The organism is Neisseria sp. (genome assembly GCF_030527965.1).
GTDB lineage: Bacteria > Pseudomonadota > Gammaproteobacteria > Burkholderiales > Neisseriaceae > Neisseria.
Map to the genome: position 1 here is coordinate 1 of NZ_JAUMZU010000025.1, position 16,382 is coordinate 16,382.

Consider the following 16,382-nt stretch of genomic DNA (forward strand, 5'->3'; position numbering starts at 1 on the left):
TTTTAAAACAATTAGTAAAGCATGATTTGTACTAGTTATCTAGGACAGCCCCATTGTTTTTGTTTTATGCTGACAGCGTTTCCGTTTCATTCAATTTTTTCAACAGTTTTTCTGATTTTTCAGGGTCTTCGTTGCGCATGACTCTTCCAATTGCGGTTTCCAATTCATCGGTGCGGCTATGCAATACAACGTCTTTAACCGCCAGCAGATTGTTGGTGTTCATGGAAAAACGGCGTAATCCCAAGCCCAGCAGGAGGCGGGTAAAGGTGCTGTCGCCTGCCATTTCGCCGCATACCGATACGGTTTTTCCAAGTCGGTTGGCGGTACGGATGATGTGGGCAAGCAACCGCAATATAGCGGGATGGGCCGGCTGGTAGAGGTAGCTGACGCTGTCGTCGCTACGGTCGACAGAAAGGGTGTATTGGATGAGATCGTTGGTGCCGATGGAAACAAAATCGATATATTTAAGCAGGGTGGCGGTAGTTAGGGCTGCGGATGGAATTTCAATCATGCAGCCGACTTCTACATTATGCCAAGCATCGCCGCGTTCGGTAAGTTGTTTTTGGGCGGTGTTGAGGTGAACCAGACATTGTTTCAACTCCGATACCGAGGCAATCATCGGCCACATCATTTTGACGGGGCCGTGAACGGCTGCGCGCAGAATGGCCCGCATTTGAGTGCGGAACATAACGGGCTCGGCCATACACAGGCGGATGCCGGTCAGGCCTAGGGCCGGATTGAGGCTGGCGTTGGGTGTGCCGTACTGGCCGAACCAACGCGGGTTTTTGTCGACACCCAAATCGACGGTACGGATGGTCAACTGCTTGCCTTTCAGCTTTTTGATGATGTCGCTATATACTTCGTATTGCTCGTTTTCATCGGGCAGGGTGTCGCGGTTAAGAAATAAAAATTCGCTGCGAAACAGGCCGACGCCGTCGGCGCCGTATTTGTGAACAGCTTTAATGTCTTCGGCCGATTCAATATTGGCAAGTAATTCGATGTCGACGCCGTCTTCGGTGGTGGCGGCTGTATCTTTGATTTTGTGAAGCTTGCGTTGATGGCTTCGGTATTCGCGTTGTTTTCTGCGGTATTCCGCAATAACTAAGTCGTCGGGGCTAATAATCAGAATGCCGTTCATGCCGTCGACAATTACCCATTCATTTTCACTAATCAGCCGGCGGGCGTTGCGTAAACCGATAACGGAAGGGATGTCCAGACTGCGGCCTAGAATGGCGGTGTGGCTGGTGGGGCCGCCTGCGTCGGTAACGAAGGCGGCGACGCGCTGCTCTTTGAAATGTACGGTATCGGCGGGTGAAATGTCTTGTGCGATTAAGATGGTGTCATCCAGCAAATCAGGACTGAGATTTAATTCGTTGCTTTGGCCGATGAGGTTGTTATGGATGCGTTCGACTACTTGCAGCATGTCTTGTTTTCGTTCGCGCAGATAGTCGTCGTCTATGGCGTCAAATTGGCTGCTGAGGCGGTCGGTTTGGATTTTAAGCGCCCATTCGGCATTAATCCGCTCTTCGGTGATGATGTCTATTGGGTCGCGCGACAGAGTTACGTCGTTCAACAGCATCAAATGTAGTGTGATGAAGGCATCCAGCTCGGTTGGAGCGTTTTCAGGAATGCTGCCGCGCAACTGTTCCATTTGGTGACGGGTTGCCTTGATGGCTGCTTCATAACGGGTGGTTTCGGCTTCGGTGTCGGCGGCTTCGAGGTCGAATTGAGGCACTTCGCTCATGCCGCGGGAAATCAGGTGGGCACGGCCGATGGCAATGCCTTTGCCTGCTGCAACGCCGTGCAAGACAATGCTCATTATTCGCCCTCGCCGAAGTAATCATTAATCAAATCGGTTAAGGCTTGCATAGCGGCTTGTTCGTCGGGGCCGTCGGTTTCCAATTCGATGGTAGTGCCTTTGGCTGCCGCCAACATCATCAGACCCATGATGCTTTTGCCGTTGACCCGCCGGTTGTCGCGGCTGACCCATATTTCGCTTTTGAAGTTGGCTGCGGTTTGGGTGAATTTGCTAGAGGCGCGGGCGTGCAGGCCGAGCTTGTTAATGATCTCGACGTTTTGTTTGATCATGAATGTTTTCCTTCGGGCGGTGCGGTGATGTCGATGATGCCGTTGATGGCAGCTTGTTTGACTTTGGCGGTGAAATCGCCGAGGGTGATGCCGCTGGTGGAATATTGGATGGCTTTAATCATCATGGGAACGTTTAGGCCGGTCAACATGGCGATTTGGCCGGGCACGACCAATTTGCAGGCAGCGTTGCAGGGTGTGGCGCCGAAGATGTCGGTGAGTACGAGTATGCCTTGGTCGGCGTTAATCTCGGCCATCAGGCGGTTGGTTTGTTGTAAAACGTCTTCGTGGTCTTCGGTGTTTTTTACGCCTAACAGACGGATGTTGTCGGGCATGTCGGGAAAGAAATGCTTTGCCAGCGTGTGGTAGGCATCATCGAGGGATTGGTGGGTAATGATGATAACGCCAATCATGTTTGCGGATTCCTTGTTGGTGTTTCAAGCGGCTATTTTAAATGCCTGTCTGAAACCGGTTTTTATGGTGTAGCGGATGTTGATGTGATGATAAACACACGATGGCGTTTACCTGATTCATTTCACTACGTTTTCAAATTATAGCTGAAAATTTCCGCAGCATATATGGATGTTTGCCGCGCAGAAAGAAAGCCTGTCTGAAAAAGGTTTCAGACAGGCTTTGCGGGTTAAGCCGGATGGTTATCGGGCAAGAGGGCGTGGCGGCATGTTGCGGCGGTTGTCGGGGCCTTCGCCGTGGCCTTTTCGGCGGTCGGGGCGGCGTTGTTGCTCTGCCAGCCATTTTTGCTGTTGTTCGGGCGTGAGTACTTGAAAAACGGCATGTTGTGTTTTCAGGCGTTGTAATTGTGCGTCGGCATGTTGTTGGCGGTGTGCGGCCGAGGCTTGCTCTTGGCGTGCAATCAACTCGCGGGCGGCGGCTTCGTCGAAGGTTTTGTTTTGCAACAGGGCTTGTTCGGCCGTGCGTTCGGTTTGGCGGTCGGGGTGCATGTTTTCTTCTGGGCGAGCGCCGTTGTTTGGGCGGTTGGCTTCCATAATGCGGCGGATTTCGGTTTTTTGTGCGTCGCTCAGGTTGAGTTTTTCAAAACCGGGCGGCAGAAGGTCGGGGCGAGCGGCGACTTGGTGCGGCGGCGGGGCTTGGTCGCGGCCTTTTTCTGAATAATGGTCGTGCCGTTTGCCGGAAGTGCTGCATGCGGCAAGAGATAGGAGGGCGATACCGATAACGATGGCGCCGGCGGCGTTTTTATTCATGTTGAGTTTTCCTTTTTGTTTTGACAAGAGGTTGGTGTGGTACAACGGGCGGCATCATAGCGGCAGGTTTGGTTAATGTGGCGGGTGCTTGGGTAAATCCTGTTGTTGGAGAGGTTATCGGTTGGTGGGAATTTGTGGGCGAATGTTGCGGCGTGGCTGTTGGAGAGGGAGGATTGTTAAGAATAGAGAAAAGCCTGTCTGAAAATGTTTTCAGACAGGCTTTTTATGCTGCGCTTTTATGACTCAATGGTCGTTGCCGTATTCTTCCCACAGGTCTTCCTGCAGGTTGACCGGCTTTTCGCCTTCCGGAGGAATAACGCGGGTATAGCTGCCGTCGCCGTGCATTTCCCAAGCTTTTTGGTTGTCGGCCAAGGCGAGTGTCAAACCTTCGCGGATGATGCGGGCTTTGAATTCCGGATCATCGATGGGCGTGCAGGTTTCGATGCGGCGGAAGAAGTTGCGGCCCATCCAGTCGGCGCTGGCGATGTAGGTGTTTTCCGCGCCGTTGTTGTAGAAATAGTAAACGCGCGAATGTTCGAGCTGGCGGCCGATGATGGAACGGACGCGGATGTTTTCAGACAGGCCTTTCACTTGCGGGCGCAGGGCGCAGGGGCCGCGTACGATTAAATCGATTTGCACGCCTGCTTTCGATGCTTCGTAAAGTGCTTCGATGATGGTCGGTTCGACTAGGGCGTTCATCTTGGCTTTGATGGCGGCCGGCCGGCCGGCAAGGGCGTTTTGGGCTTCTTGATTGATGCTCCGCATAATCAGCTCGTGCAGGGTAAACGGGCTTTGGTAGAGCTTTTTCAAGCGGGTGGGTTGGCCGAGGCCGGTGATTTCCATAAACAAGGTGTTCATGTCGGCAGTGATGTCTTCATCGGCGGTTAACAGGCCGAAGTCGGTGTAGATGCGAGAGGTGCCTTGGTGGTAGTTGCCGGTGCCGACGTGGGCGTAGCGTTTGAGCCGGCCGTCTTCGCGGCGGATGACCAGTGCCATTTTGGCGTGCACTTTGTAACCGAATACGCCGTATACCACTTGTGCGCCGGCTTCTTCCAGCTTGCTTGCCCAGCTGACGTTATTGGCTTCGTCGAAACGCGCCATCAGTTCGACCACCACGGTTACTTGTTTGCCGGCCAGCGCGGCGGTCAGCAAAGCGTCGGCCAGCTCGGAATTACTGCCGGTGCGGTAGATGGTCATTTTGATGGCAACCACTTCCGGGTCTTGCGCGGCCTGTCGGATGAATTGCACGACCGGCTCGAACGATTGATATGGGTGGTGCAGCAGAATGTCTTTTTTACGAATGGCGTTGATAACCGGTTTTCCTTTGCCTAAGCGTTTGGGCAAAACGGGGGTTTTGGAGGCAAATTTCAAATCGGGGCGGTCGATCATATCCGGTACGGCCATCAGGCGGACGAGGTTGACCGGCCCTTGCACTTGGTAAAGCTCGTTTTGGGTCAGTTTGAATTGGTCGAGTAGGAAGGCGCTGATGTGGTCGGGGCAGTTGTTGGCGACTTCCAGCCGCACGCCGTCGCCGTATTCGCGGTCGCGCAATTCGTTTTGAATGGCTTTGCGCAGGTTTTTCAAATCGCTTTCGTCTACCGTTAAATCGCTGTCGCGGGTCAGACGGTATTGATAGCAGCCTTTGACGGTCATGCCGCGGAACAGTTTGTGTACATATTCGTGCAAAATGGATGAGAGGAATACGAGGCCGATGCCTTTGCCGGCAACCGCATCAGGCATGCGCACTACGCGCGGTAGGATGCGCGGGGCTTGTACGATGGCCATATTCGATGCGCGACCGAAAGCATCGGTGCCTTCCAGCTCTACCGCGAAATTGAGTGATTTGTTGAGCGGGCGGGGAAACGGGTGCGAGGGATCGAGGCCGATGGGGGTGAGAATGGGCAGCAATTCGCGGTCGAAGTAGTCTTCAATCCATGCGCGTTGCTCGGCGTTCCATTCGCGGCGGCGGTAAAAGGAAATGCCTTCTTCCCGTAGGGCGGGCAAGAGCTCGTCGTTTAAAACCTGATATTGTTCGCGGATGATGGCGTGAGCTTCTTGCGTGGTAGCCGCGATGGTTTCGTCTGGCGTTAAACCGCTGTCGAGCAGCAAACCGGGACGGGCTTTTTGCTCGCGCTTCAGATAGGCTATGCGGACTTCAAAAAATTCGTCGAGATTCGAGGAAACAATGCACAAATAGCGTAAACGTTCCAGCAACGGCACGCGCTCGTCTTGTGCCTGAGCCAAGACGCGGCGGTTGAATGCGAGCAGGCTCATTTCCCGGCAGAGGATGTGTGTGGATTGGGACATTTATGGCCTCCGGTTATACTGTTTGTAATGGATGGATATTATAACGTGTTTGTTTCGGTTTGGTTGGGCGTTGGCAGGAATGTGCCGTATTTTGGATAAGGCGTCGGATAATGCGGATGCCTGTCTGAAAGCACACATTTTTTCAGACAGGCATTTGAAGTATAAATTCATTATAATGTAGCGAAATCACAAGTTGGCTGGAGCGGCAGCATGCCGGCTTTACTACTCGGCGAGGCGGAACGGATGGTCGGGTTGGTTTAATTTGAATGAAGCCTGTCTGAAAAATGGCTTTCAGACAGGCTTATTGATAGGCTATCAAGATGAAATATAAGGATTTAAGAGAATTTATTGCCATGTTGGCGCAACAGGGCAAACTCAAGCGCATTGCGGCGCCCGTTTCGCCTTATCTGGAAATGACTGAAATCGCCGACCGCGTCTTGCGCGCGGAAGGGCCTGCTTTGTTGTTCGAACGTGCGGTGCGGCAAGATGGCAGCGCTTATGATTTTCCGGTGCTGGCCAATTTGTTTGGCACGCCCGAAAGAGTGGCTTTGGGCATGGGAGAGGACAGCGTGGATAAACTGCGCGAAATCGGTCAGACCTTAGCCTATCTGAAAGAGCCGGAGCCGCCCAAAGGCATCAAAGACGCGTTTTCAAAGTTGCCATTGTTAAAAGACATCTGGAGCATGGCGCCTCATGTGGTAAAAAACGCGCCGTGCCAAGAGATAGTTTGGGAAGGCGATGCAGTGGATTTAAATAAACTGCCGATTCAGCATTGTTGGCCGGAAGACGTGGCACCGTTGGTCACTTGGGGCCTGACCGTCACGCGCGGCCCGCATAAGAAGCGCCAAAATTTAGGTATTTATCGCCAACAAGTGATTGGTAAAAACAAGCTGATTATGCGCTGGTTGGCGCATCGGGGCGGTGCGCTCGACTACCAAGCGTTCAGACGGCAAAATCCGGATACGCCTTATCCGGTGGCGGTGGTTCTGGGGTGCGATCCGGCGACGATTTTGGGTGCGGTAACGCCGGTGCCCGATACTTTGAGCGAATATCAGTTTGCCGGCTTATTGCGCGGTTCGCGTACTGAGCTCGTGAAATGTATCGGCAACGACTTGCAAGTGCCTGCCCGTGCCGAAATCGTGTTGGAAGGCGTGATTCACCCGAATGAAACCGCACTGGAAGGGCCTTACGGCGATCATACGGGTTATTACAACGAGCAGGATTATTTTCCCGTATTCACGGTGGAACGCATCACGATGCGCGAAAATCCGATTTACCACAGCACTTATACCGGCAAACCGCCCGACGAGCCGGCAGTGCTCGGTGTTGCCCTGAACGAAGTATTTGTGCCCCTGCTGCAAAAACAGTTTCCGGAAATCACCGATTTTTATCTACCGCCTGAAGGCTGTTCTTACCGCATGGCCGTGGTCAGCATCAAAAAACAGTATGCCGGGCATGCTAAACGCGTGATGATGGGCTGCTGGTCGTTTCTGCGTCAGTTTATGTATACCAAGTTCATCATTGTGGTTGACGACGATGTTAACGCACGCGATTGGAAAGAGGTGATTTGGGCGGTAACGACGCGCATGGATCCGGTGCGCGATACCGTTCTAGTTGACAATACGCCGATTGATTACCTGGATTTTGCCAGCCCGGTCAGTGGCTTGGGCGGCAAAATGGGCTTGGATGCCACCAACAAATGGCCAGGCGAAACCAGCCGCGAATGGGGCAGAGTGATCGAGAAGGATGCGGCTGTCGTCGCTAAAGTAGACGCAATGTGGCGGGATTTAGGCTTATAGCCCGATATTTTCACGGTAGGCAAAAAGCCTGTCTGAATCGCTTTCAGACAGGCTTTTATTATTTTTGCATGTTATAATCCGATTTTATATTAATGCAATAGTAACCAATGAGGAAGAAAACGTGAAAAAAAGTGCCTTAATCCTGACTGCCGCATTATTGCTCGCTGCCTGTAACAGTACCAAACAACCGCCTAAGCCTGCGACACCGCAGCCAGCCGCACCGCAACAGCCGCAAAGTATTCCGCCGTTCGGCTTTATGAAAGATGTGCAAGGTGCGCAGCAAGTGGGTAAGGGCAATACCGGTTACCGTTTCGTATTGTTCGAGCCGAATACCACCCGTATGGCGGCGAATAAGCCGTTTGTATTGGCGCACCGTGCAGGAAGATTGCCGTTTGCCAACGGTGCAGACGGCATGTATTTCGGCACTACCGATGCCAACGGGTTGACACCGGTATTCGTGTTTGAAAGCCCCGTGCCGGAAGACGGTTTCATATTGCTGGAACGCATCGGGCGCGGCAACAGCGGCACCTGGCTGAATCTTAACGACAACGGCCGCCCGTTAAGCGGCGTGGCTTATACGCTGAATGTATGCGCCGCAAAGCCTTACCAATATCACGGCGTTACCAATACACGCGGACAAACCGTTTATGTGGCGGCGGATAAAGGCACGAAAATGCACATTACGCCTTATACCAACGATGCAGCTGCGCAGCAGGCCACCTTGGCACGCCTTTGCCCGGCCGTTAAATCGGTGCATAAGAAAGCAGCCAAGCGGCGCCCATAATTATTTTGAGATATAAAAGCAGAACAGGAATAGTATCCTGTTCTGCTTTATTTTGTTTGTTATATTTTATAGATAAGGCGCCTTTCTATGCTATATGATTAATTAAATAGCATATAAAATCGGATTTATGCATTATTGTTTGAAGGTTTCGGGTAAACAAAAGTAAAACCATGTTGTTTGATGTAGTTTTATCTGATGCTTTAATCGAGATAAATTGGGTCGAGCTAAAGGGTTTTGTTAAAAAGCAACACAATCCACACAAAATATTATGTTTGATGGGTAAACGGCAGAATATTAGCTATTGAACTGTTTGGGCGGCGCGAGGTCAATATCTCATAGCACTAATATAAAGTGCAGATTATGAAAACAATCACATTAATGATAAATCTTAACTAAAAATTATCAAAAATGTGATTTTGCAGAAAGTAGTTTGTTGGTATAGTAATTATTCCATTTACGGTGGTCTTATCCGCTTTGCCTATCAGGCTATGATGCAAAAACCATAATTTAAAGAAAGGAAGTTATATATGAATAATACATATCCAAACTCAAATCAAGAAGCCGCTCAAACAGAGTCGAATATTGATGCTTGGGATGTTTCTGCCAATGATGTTCAAGGTGCTAATATGACTTGGGATATCATGAGCAGTGATGGTTCTGCCGATCAATCTTATTTCGGCGATTTTTTCCCGATGCAAGCTGCCGGTTAAAATGAATTAACCTTGAAGAGACAAATGCCTGTCTGAATTCTATTTAAGAGTTCAGACAGGCATTTGTTTGCTGTCGGGTTTAAATGCTCAGCCGGTCAGCTGACGGGTAATCAGTTTTTTCAGTGGTGGCAGATTGTTGCTGACGCGCAAAACAAAACCGCGCAATAATTTGGCAGGTGGGGTTTCGTTGGTAAACAGGCGAACCATTGCGTTGGTGCCGTGGTAAAGCGGGCGTGTGTTGAGCTGGTGTTTGGCGTTATACCGTTCCAGCAGGGCTGTAGAACCGATGTCTTGCCCTTTTTGTGCTGCTTCGAGCACCAGTTTGCCGAGGATATCGGCGCTTTCCAGCCCAAGGTTGAAACCGTGTGCGGTAACGGGATGCATGCCGACTGCGGCGTCGCCAATGAGTGCGGCGCGTACGGTATGGAATTTATTGGCGTGCACGCCGACCAGCGGGTAGGTGTGGGTGGTGCCGGCCACTTCCATTTTGCCGAGTTTGCCTTTGAGTTGTGCTTCTATACTGGCGGCGAAGGCTTCGGGTGAGAGGGATAAGATTTCCGCTGCGCGGTCGTTGTCTATGGTGATGACGCAGTTGGTCAGATGTTCTTCCAGCGGCAACAAGGCCAGCGTTCGGCCGTATTGGAAATATTCTACGGCGGTGTGGCCGTTGGATTGTTCGTGTTTGAAGCGGCACACGATGACGCTGCGGCCGAAGTCGTGCATATCGGCGGCGATGCCGAGTTGACGGCGGGTTTGTGAGAAACGGCTGTCGGCGGCGATGAGGAGCGGAGCGGTCAGGGTTTGACCGTTGTCCAGCACAACGCTGGCTTCCGTTTCATTTGTTTGTGCTTCTTTTACGCCTGTGCTACATAGAATTTCTGTGTTATCTTGCTCGGCTACAGCTTCGTAGGCGGCTTTGCGGATATGATGGTTGGAAACCAGGTTGCCCAAACGGTCGGTTTTGCCGCCGCGCGCTTGCGAAGGTTGGGGGAAGTAAAGTTGGTAGGCCGAATCGCCGTTCCATACTTTGGCATCTTTCAGTCGGTAGATCGCTTCGGCGGGAATGCGTTGCCAAATGCCGAGTTTTTCCATGATTTCCTTTGACAGATGGGTCAGCGCGATTTCGCGGCCGTCGTAAGCCGGGTCTTGGATGCTGGGCAGCGGGCTTTTTTCGACTATGGTCAGGCGCAAACCGCTGCCGGCCAAGGTTCGGGCAAAACTCAATCCGGCCGGGCCTGCGCCGACAATGATGATATCGCTACGGGTGGAAGTCATGGTTTTATCCTTTGGATTGGCTAGGAAGACCTTATAAGGATAACAAAAAGCGTTACATGGCGCGAATATTTAAAAGTAATGAGGCGGGGTTAGGCTGAAAGACGGAACGAGTTGATGGTGGCTATGCCGAAAAGCAAGTTTGTTAACTTGCTATCGGAATGATGAAATGCCTGTCTGAAAATGCTTAGCCGGGCTTTTTTACGGAGATTCATACCGCTTGTTTGATTGGGTATGATTCCGAACAGGCTGTTTGCTACAATCGCTCTATAATCATCCGATAGAATTTTAAAGAATTGAGATATGAATCAGAAGATTCTTTTCCCCCGAAAATTTACGGCTGCCGAGCAAGATGCTTTTTTGCGGCAGATTAAGGATAGATTTGTTTTCGATGGTGCGTTATGGCAGCGTTTACTGTTTAACGGGCTGCCGTTCGGTTTTATCAACGAACGCTGGCGCGGCCTGTTGGTGCGCGATTGGCAAGGTGAAGCGGAAGTGCTTGCCGATTCGTTGAATTTGCTGAGCCAAGATTGGTTGACGATGGGCGATGCCTTGCAGACGCTTACGCAAGATTGGCATGAGCGGGGCGAGTTTCACGGTTGGCGTAATGAGAAATTCGATGTGTGCGATGCGTCGGGTAAGGTTTTGTTTGCTTTGGAGCGCTCTGCGTTCCGCCCTTTGGGCTTGCTCAGTAATGCGGTGCATATCAACGGCATGGCCGAATGCAATGGCGAGACGGGTTTTTGGATCGGGCGCCGCAGCCCGTTTAAGGCGGTTGATCCGGATAAGTTGGATAATGTGGTGGGCGGCGGCGTGGCCAGCGGAGAATCAATCGAAAAAGCGATGGTGCGTGAAGGCTGGGAAGAGGCGGGCTTGCCGGAAGCTTTGCTGGCCGGCCTTGCCTGCCGCAGCCGATTGCTCAGTTTGCGCAGCGTGTCGCGCGGACTGCACCGCGAGTGGTTGCATATTTTTGATGTGTGGTTGCCGGAAGGTGTGGTGCCTGAAAATCAAGATGGTGAGGTGGCTGAGTTCAGCCTGATGGGGATCGATGATTTGGCCGGAGCGATGGCGGAGGGTCTGTTTATGAACGATGCCATGGTGGCGACTTTGGATTGCTGCCGGCGTTTCGGATTGCTTGATGCGGCTCATCCGTTGAGCTTTTGGTTGGAGGAAATGCACACCGGTTCGCAATTAAATGGCGATTAAATTCACATTAAAACGCACGGCTTGATTTTCAGACAGGCATTCTTAAGCTTATCGGCTATAGAATGCCTGTCTGAAAAGATTTTGCACGATGTAATCGCTTTGCGGCATGATTAGGTTTATAATTTTATTAATATCTTATGAATCTCCCGGAAGGGAGTATTGGATACAGTCTGTAAAGTGTTTCAATCTGAAACGGCAGACATAGTTTACATATTCGGAACGCTTCGGATCGGATAGTTGAAACATTTTAAGGGCTGTGAATCTTGATTTTTGTCTTAACCATTTTGATCGAGTAATGAATAAGGAGCCGGATAATGAACACTTCGTCAAAACAAGCGTCTATCAACATCAGCCTGGTTCAGGCGCGCGAAGCTTTGATGACCCAATTCCGACCGATTTTAAATGCCGCAGGCATTACCGACCAGCAATGGCGTATTATCCGCTTGTTGGCCGAACAGGGCACCTTGGATTTCCAAGATCTGGCCGAACAGGCCTGTATCCTGCGCCCCAGCCTGACTGGTATCCTAACCCGTTTGGAAAAGGTCGGATTGGTTTTCCGTCTGAAACCTTCCAACGACCAGCGCCGCGTATTTCTAAAACTCACCGATGCGGGCAATCAACTTTATCATGCGACTAAAGTTAAAGTAGACGAACGCTACGATAAAATCGAAGCCGCCATGTCGTTTGAAAAACTGCAACAATTACAAAGTTTGCTCGGAGAACTCAAAACATTGGTACAAAATGACGGCTAATTCCAACGCGCAGGCGCCTGAGTTAACGCAAGATTTTCGCAGCGCGATGTCGGTGTGTGCCGCCGGTGTGCATGTGATTACCACCGATGGCACTGCCGGTCGCTACGGCATAACCATGACCGCAGTTTCATCGGTTACCGATACGCCGCCGACCATACTGCTCTGCATCAACCGGCAAGCGAAGATTATGCCGATTTTGCTGGAAAACGGGCGCTTGTGCATCAACGTGTTGGCCGCGGAGCAACAAGATGTGGCCGAGCACTTTGCCGGCATTACCCGCCTTTCGCCGGAGGAGCGGTTTGAATACCATATCTGGCATCGAGGCGGCACTGGGCAGTTGCAAGTGGAAGGCGCGCTGGCGCACCTGCACGGTAAAATCACGCAACATCAAACCATCGGTACGCACGAAGTGTTTTTCGTGGAAATCGAAGAAATACGGGTGCATCGGCAAGAATTGGAACAGTCGGCCGCTTTGGTGTATTTCCGGCGCCGTTTCGGTGATCTGGCCTGATGCGAAGTGGCTTTTGCATACGAGATTCGTTTGTTAGGTTGCTGCGGGGTTTGTTTGGTTTAAAGGAAAAGCCTGTCTGATATTTTTTCAGGCAGGCTTTTCAATCATTCCGGCTGATTGCCGGTTTTAAAATAATGGCATTTTGATGCCAGACTAATGCGTGTTTGCCGCGTTTCGGAGAGCGAGGCATTGGTTTTTGAGACGTAATCTTTCAAGCATTTTTCTATGCTCGAGTGACAATGTTCTTCTGCCGGCGGGGAAAGCCATCAGAGGAAGGTTGTATTAAAAAGCCTTTCGCTTGGCTATAATGCCTGTCTGAAACGTTGATGCAGGAAAACGATAATGAAAAAGCTCGGTTTGTTCGGCGGTACTTTTGATCCGATACACAACGGCCATATACACATTGCCCGTGCGTTTGCCGATGAATTGGAATTGGAGACCGTGGTGTTTCTCCCCGCCGGAGATCCGTATCACAAAGCACCGTCGCATACGCCGGCCCAACAACGTTTGGCCATGACGGAATTGGCGGTGGCGGAGGATGAGCGGTTTGCGGCCAGCGATTGCGATATGGTGCGTGACGGGCCTACTTACACTTTCGATACTTTGCAGATTTTTCGCCAACAATTTCCGCAAGCCAAGCTCTATTGGCTGATGGGCATGGATAGCCTAATGAATTTGCACACATGGCACCGCTGGCCATCGTTGGTGCGTCTGGCCGATATTGCGGTTGCCGCACGTTCGGGCGATACGCTTAATCGGGCGCCACAAGCGCTGCATGCTTGGATAGGCGAGGCTTTGCAGGCGGGTAGTTTGCATTTGCTGCAAGCACCGTTAAGCGAGATAAGTGCTACCGACATTCGGGCTAAGGTTAAGGCAGGGCAGGACATAGAAGGTTTGGTTTGCCGCGAAGTGGCGCAATACATCCGGCAACACGATCTATACCGTTAATCGGCCTATCAAAAAGCCTTGCTGTTGCTAGGCTGAGTTATTTAATTTTGGTGTTCAGCAAGAGGAAGCTCATTTATGGCGAAACCGTCGCATCTTTTCCCTTTGGCGCTGGCTGTTGTGATTGCGGCGGTGGCGGTGTGGTCGGGCATTAATCCGTCGGATTGTGCGGTCTGGTATGCCGAAGTGATTCCGATTTTTTCTGTATTCGGCGCGTTGGTTTTAACTTACCGTCTGTTCCGTTTCAGTAATCTGGCCTATTTTCTGATGAGCTTGTGGATGCTGCTGCATTTCATTGGCGCGCATTATACGTTTGCCGACGTGCCTTTTGCTTGGGCCAACCGTTGGCTGGCACCGCTGCTGGGCGAAGAGCGTAACCATTTCGACAGGGTAGCTCATTACATCATCGGTTTTTACAGTTACCCGATGGCCGAATGGCTGCTGCGCCGCCGTTTATGCGGTTTGGGCGTGGCAGTTTTTTTCGCGCTGTTTTTTATTATGAGCGTGGCGGCTTCCTACGAATTAATCGAGTGGCAATATGCGGTGCGAGAAGGAGGCAGTGCGGGGATTGAGTTTCTCGGCTCTCAAGGCGATATCTGGGATGCGCAGAAAGACATTCTGGCCGACACGCTCGGTGCGTTAACGGCGCTGGCGGTGTTTCTGATGGTTAGGCCTGATAAGAAAAAGATATATCAAACGGGCGCTTAATCTTTTTCAGACAGGCATATGCCTGTCTGAAAACGTTTTGGGCAATGCTGTTGAAGATGCTGGAGGAAAATTTGGGTTGGTTGACGTAGGCCGAGGTTGTTCGGTTTGCCGTTAATCATTCTGATTCTTCCACGTTAGCGCCAAATCATACAGCGCTTTTTTATTTTCTCCGGTAATTTTGGCGGTCAACTCGGCTGCTTGTTTGGTGGGCAGTTCCGCTGCCAGAACGGCCATGATGTTTTGTGCTGCTTCCGGCAATGTTGTTGTGTGCGTTTTTTCCTGCGGGTGCAAGATAAGCACCATCTCGCCCCGGCTTTGATTGCCGTCTTCACGCATTATTTGGCAGATTTCCGTTACCGTAGCGCTTAAAAAGGTTTCGAAGGTTTTCGAGATTTCGCGTGCCAGCGTGATGCGGCGGTCGGGGAAGGTTTCGGCCATTTCGTTTAGCGCGGCCTCGATGCGGTGCGGCGTTTCAAACATTACAACGGGATAGTCATGCTGTGCCCAATCAGCGAATAGTTTGCGCCGTTCGCCGGATTTATGCGGCAGAAAACCGTGAAAATAGAAATCCGGCTGTGTAACACCCGCTACGCTTAAAGCCGCCATCACCGCGCTGGCGCCCGATATCGGCACCACTTTGTACCCCGCGGCGCGAACCAGCATGGCCAGCCGGGCACCGGGATCGCAGACGGCAGGCGTACCAGCGTCGGAAACCTGAGCCACGCTTTTGCCTTCGGCCAGGCAGCCGATGATTTTGTCGGCCATTTGCCGCTCGTTGTGCTCGCGCACGCTCAACAGTTTGCCCGAGATGCCGTAGGCGTTGAGCAGCTGTGCGGTAACGCGGGTGTCTTCCGCGCAAATAATATCGACATGGGAAAGCACGGCCAGCGCACGCAATGTAATATCGGCCAAATTGCCGATGGGCGTGGCAACAACGTATAATGTTTGCTTTTCCACGCTTTCGCAGGCTTTTTGGTAATGTTTCTGCATCATAAGAAATGCCTGTCTGAAAAGTAAAACCACATTATACGGGCGAATCGGATTATGCGCTTAAACCATAAAACAGGCGCGGCGGGCGAGGATGCGGCATTGGCGTTTTTACAAGCGCAGGGCTGCAAGTTGGTGGCGAGAAACTGGCATTGTGCGTTCGGCGAGATTGATTTAATTGTCAAACAAGGTAAGATATTGCTGTTTGTAGAGGTCAAATACCGTAAAAACGGCGCATACGGCGGCGCGGTCGCCAGCATTACGCAGGCCAAGCTCGCCAAGCTGACCCGCAGCGTCGAGCATTATTTGCAAACGCAAACAACAGGCAATATGCCGTGCCGTCTGGATGCAGTATTGATTGAAGGCGACATGGCGCCGGTTTGGATTCAAAACATCACAGGTTAATTTACATGACAACATTGCAAGAGCGCGTTACCGCGCATTTTGAAGAAAGCATTGCAGCCAAACAGCAGGCGGCCGACGTATTGTCCGGCCCGACCTCCGAAGCCGCTTTGCTGATGATCAACTGCCTGATGAACGACGGTAAAATTCTCGCTTGCGGCAACGGTGGTTCGGCTGCCGACGCCCAGCACTTTGCCGCCGAAATGACCGGCCGCTTTGAAAAAGAACGAATGGAACTGGCCGCCGTGGCGTTGACCACCGACACTTCGGCATTAACCGCCATCGGCAACGATTACGGCTTCGAACATGTTTTCAGCAAACAAGTGCGCGCTTTGGGCAGGGCGGGCGACGTGCTGATCGGCATTTCCACTTCCGGCAATTCCGGCAACATTATCGAAGCCATTAAGGCGGCGCACGAGCGCGACATGCATGTGATTGCCTTTACCGGTCGCGACGGCGGAAAAATCGCCGGTATGCTTAAAGACAGCGATATTCTGCTCAACGTGCCGCATCCGCGTACCGCCCGTATTCAGGAAATCCACATCCTGCTGATACATGCCTTATGCGATGCCATCGATACCATGCTGCTGGAAGGAATGCCTGCCTGAAAGCCTAACAAGAGCTGATGAAATAACGGTTTGCCGCTGATGAGCCGGCAGAGCGTTTGCGGTAAAACGTGCCAAACGGCATATAA

Annotated in this window: 18 protein-coding genes; 11 read left to right on the forward strand and 7 right to left on the reverse strand. The window is 51.6% G+C overall.

Features of this window, described 5'->3' with window-relative positions; all coding sequences use genetic code 11:
- Nucleotides 1-64: 64 nt before the first annotated feature.
- The 4 genes from ptsP to Q4A84_RS10325 form a co-directional block, all read right to left on the reverse strand.
- On the reverse strand, nucleotides 65-1,819 hold the full coding sequence (ptsP, locus tag Q4A84_RS10310; protein ID WP_303088847.1) for a phosphoenolpyruvate--protein phosphotransferase: 1,755 nt from the start codon (nucleotides 1,817-1,819) through the stop codon (nucleotides 65-67).
- Nucleotides 1,819-2,088, reverse strand: a complete 270-nt coding sequence (locus Q4A84_RS10315; protein ID WP_303088848.1) for an HPr family phosphocarrier protein — start codon at nucleotides 2,086-2,088, stop codon at nucleotides 1,819-1,821. Before Q4A84_RS10315 ends, ptsP begins: the two co-directional genes overlap by 1 nt.
- Complete coding sequence (locus Q4A84_RS10320) at nucleotides 2,085-2,498, reverse strand: PTS sugar transporter subunit IIA (RefSeq protein ID WP_303088849.1); 414 nt, start codon at nucleotides 2,496-2,498, stop codon at nucleotides 2,085-2,087. Before Q4A84_RS10320 ends, Q4A84_RS10315 begins: the two co-directional genes overlap by 4 nt.
- Nucleotides 2,499-2,738: 240 nt before the next feature.
- Nucleotides 2,739-3,305, reverse strand: coding sequence for a Spy/CpxP family protein refolding chaperone (locus Q4A84_RS10325; RefSeq protein ID WP_303088850.1), 567 nt, complete (start codon nucleotides 3,303-3,305; stop codon nucleotides 2,739-2,741).
- A 20-nt stretch (nucleotides 3,306-3,325) separates the two neighbouring features.
- Between Q4A84_RS10325 and Q4A84_RS10330 the strand changes: the two genes are divergently transcribed.
- Nucleotides 3,326-3,547 (forward strand): hypothetical protein, encoded by a 222-nt coding sequence (locus Q4A84_RS10330; protein WP_303088851.1) that lies wholly within the window; start codon nucleotides 3,326-3,328, stop codon nucleotides 3,545-3,547.
- A gap of 1 nt (nucleotide 3,548) precedes the next feature.
- Here Q4A84_RS10330 and ppk1 read toward each other — a convergent pair whose 3' ends face one another.
- Nucleotides 3,549-5,612 carry a polyphosphate kinase 1 gene (gene ppk1, locus Q4A84_RS10335; protein ID WP_303088852.1) on the reverse strand — a complete coding sequence of 688 codons (2,064 nt, stop codon included), beginning with the start codon at nucleotides 5,610-5,612 and terminating at the stop codon, nucleotides 3,549-3,551.
- A gap of 320 nt (nucleotides 5,613-5,932) precedes the next feature.
- Between ppk1 and ubiD the strand changes: the two genes are divergently transcribed.
- From ubiD to Q4A84_RS10350, 3 genes are all read left to right on the forward strand, one after another.
- Nucleotides 5,933-7,411, forward strand: coding sequence for a 4-hydroxy-3-polyprenylbenzoate decarboxylase (gene ubiD / locus Q4A84_RS10340; protein WP_303088853.1), 1,479 nt, complete (start codon nucleotides 5,933-5,935; stop codon nucleotides 7,409-7,411).
- Between the two features lie 121 nt (nucleotides 7,412-7,532).
- Complete coding sequence (locus Q4A84_RS10345) at nucleotides 7,533-8,195, forward strand: hypothetical protein (protein WP_303088854.1); 663 nt, start codon at nucleotides 7,533-7,535, stop codon at nucleotides 8,193-8,195.
- A gap of 527 nt (nucleotides 8,196-8,722) precedes the next feature.
- Nucleotides 8,723-8,905, forward strand: a complete 183-nt coding sequence (locus Q4A84_RS10350) for a hypothetical protein (protein ID WP_303088855.1) — start codon at nucleotides 8,723-8,725, stop codon at nucleotides 8,903-8,905.
- An 87-nt stretch (nucleotides 8,906-8,992) separates the two neighbouring features.
- Here Q4A84_RS10350 and ubiM read toward each other — a convergent pair whose 3' ends face one another.
- Nucleotides 8,993-10,180 carry a 5-demethoxyubiquinol-8 5-hydroxylase UbiM gene (ubiM, locus tag Q4A84_RS10355; RefSeq protein ID WP_303088856.1) on the reverse strand — a complete coding sequence of 396 codons (1,188 nt, stop codon included), beginning with the start codon at nucleotides 10,178-10,180 and terminating at the stop codon, nucleotides 8,993-8,995.
- 300 nt (nucleotides 10,181-10,480) lie between these two features.
- On the opposite strand from ubiM, the gene Q4A84_RS10360 reads away from it, so the two are divergent.
- From Q4A84_RS10360 to Q4A84_RS10380, 5 genes are all read left to right on the forward strand, one after another.
- Complete coding sequence (locus tag Q4A84_RS10360; protein ID WP_303088857.1) at nucleotides 10,481-11,383, forward strand: NUDIX domain-containing protein; 903 nt, start codon at nucleotides 10,481-10,483, stop codon at nucleotides 11,381-11,383.
- Nucleotides 11,384-11,697: 314 nt separating this feature from the next.
- Complete coding sequence (gene hpaR / locus Q4A84_RS10365) at nucleotides 11,698-12,135, forward strand: homoprotocatechuate degradation operon regulator HpaR (RefSeq protein WP_303088858.1); 438 nt, start codon at nucleotides 11,698-11,700, stop codon at nucleotides 12,133-12,135.
- Complete coding sequence (gene hpaC, locus Q4A84_RS10370) at nucleotides 12,125-12,646, forward strand: 4-hydroxyphenylacetate 3-monooxygenase, reductase component (protein WP_303088859.1); 522 nt, start codon at nucleotides 12,125-12,127, stop codon at nucleotides 12,644-12,646. Before hpaR ends, hpaC begins: the two co-directional genes overlap by 11 nt.
- A 342-nt stretch (nucleotides 12,647-12,988) precedes the next feature.
- Nucleotides 12,989-13,594 (forward strand): nicotinate-nucleotide adenylyltransferase, encoded by a 606-nt coding sequence (gene nadD / locus Q4A84_RS10375; RefSeq protein WP_303088860.1) that lies wholly within the window; start codon nucleotides 12,989-12,991, stop codon nucleotides 13,592-13,594.
- A 75-nt stretch (nucleotides 13,595-13,669) separates the two neighbouring features.
- On the forward strand, nucleotides 13,670-14,299 hold the full coding sequence (locus tag Q4A84_RS10380; protein WP_303088861.1) for a DUF2238 domain-containing protein: 630 nt from the start codon (nucleotides 13,670-13,672) through the stop codon (nucleotides 14,297-14,299).
- Between the two features lie 111 nt (nucleotides 14,300-14,410).
- On the opposite strand, the gene rsmI is transcribed toward Q4A84_RS10380, so the two are convergent.
- Complete coding sequence (gene rsmI, locus Q4A84_RS10385) at nucleotides 14,411-15,292, reverse strand: 16S rRNA (cytidine(1402)-2'-O)-methyltransferase (protein WP_303088862.1); 882 nt, start codon at nucleotides 15,290-15,292, stop codon at nucleotides 14,411-14,413.
- Between the two features lie 51 nt (nucleotides 15,293-15,343).
- Between rsmI and Q4A84_RS10390 the strand changes: the two genes are divergently transcribed.
- Both Q4A84_RS10390 and Q4A84_RS10395 read left to right on the forward strand, forming a co-directional pair.
- Nucleotides 15,344-15,691, forward strand: a complete 348-nt coding sequence (locus Q4A84_RS10390) for a YraN family protein (protein WP_303088863.1) — start codon at nucleotides 15,344-15,346, stop codon at nucleotides 15,689-15,691.
- A gap of 5 nt (nucleotides 15,692-15,696) precedes the next feature.
- A complete protein-coding gene (locus Q4A84_RS10395) occupies nucleotides 15,697-16,296 on the forward strand; it encodes a phosphoheptose isomerase (protein WP_303088864.1) in 600 nt (199 codons plus the stop codon).
- Nucleotides 16,297-16,382: the final 86 nt, after the last annotated feature.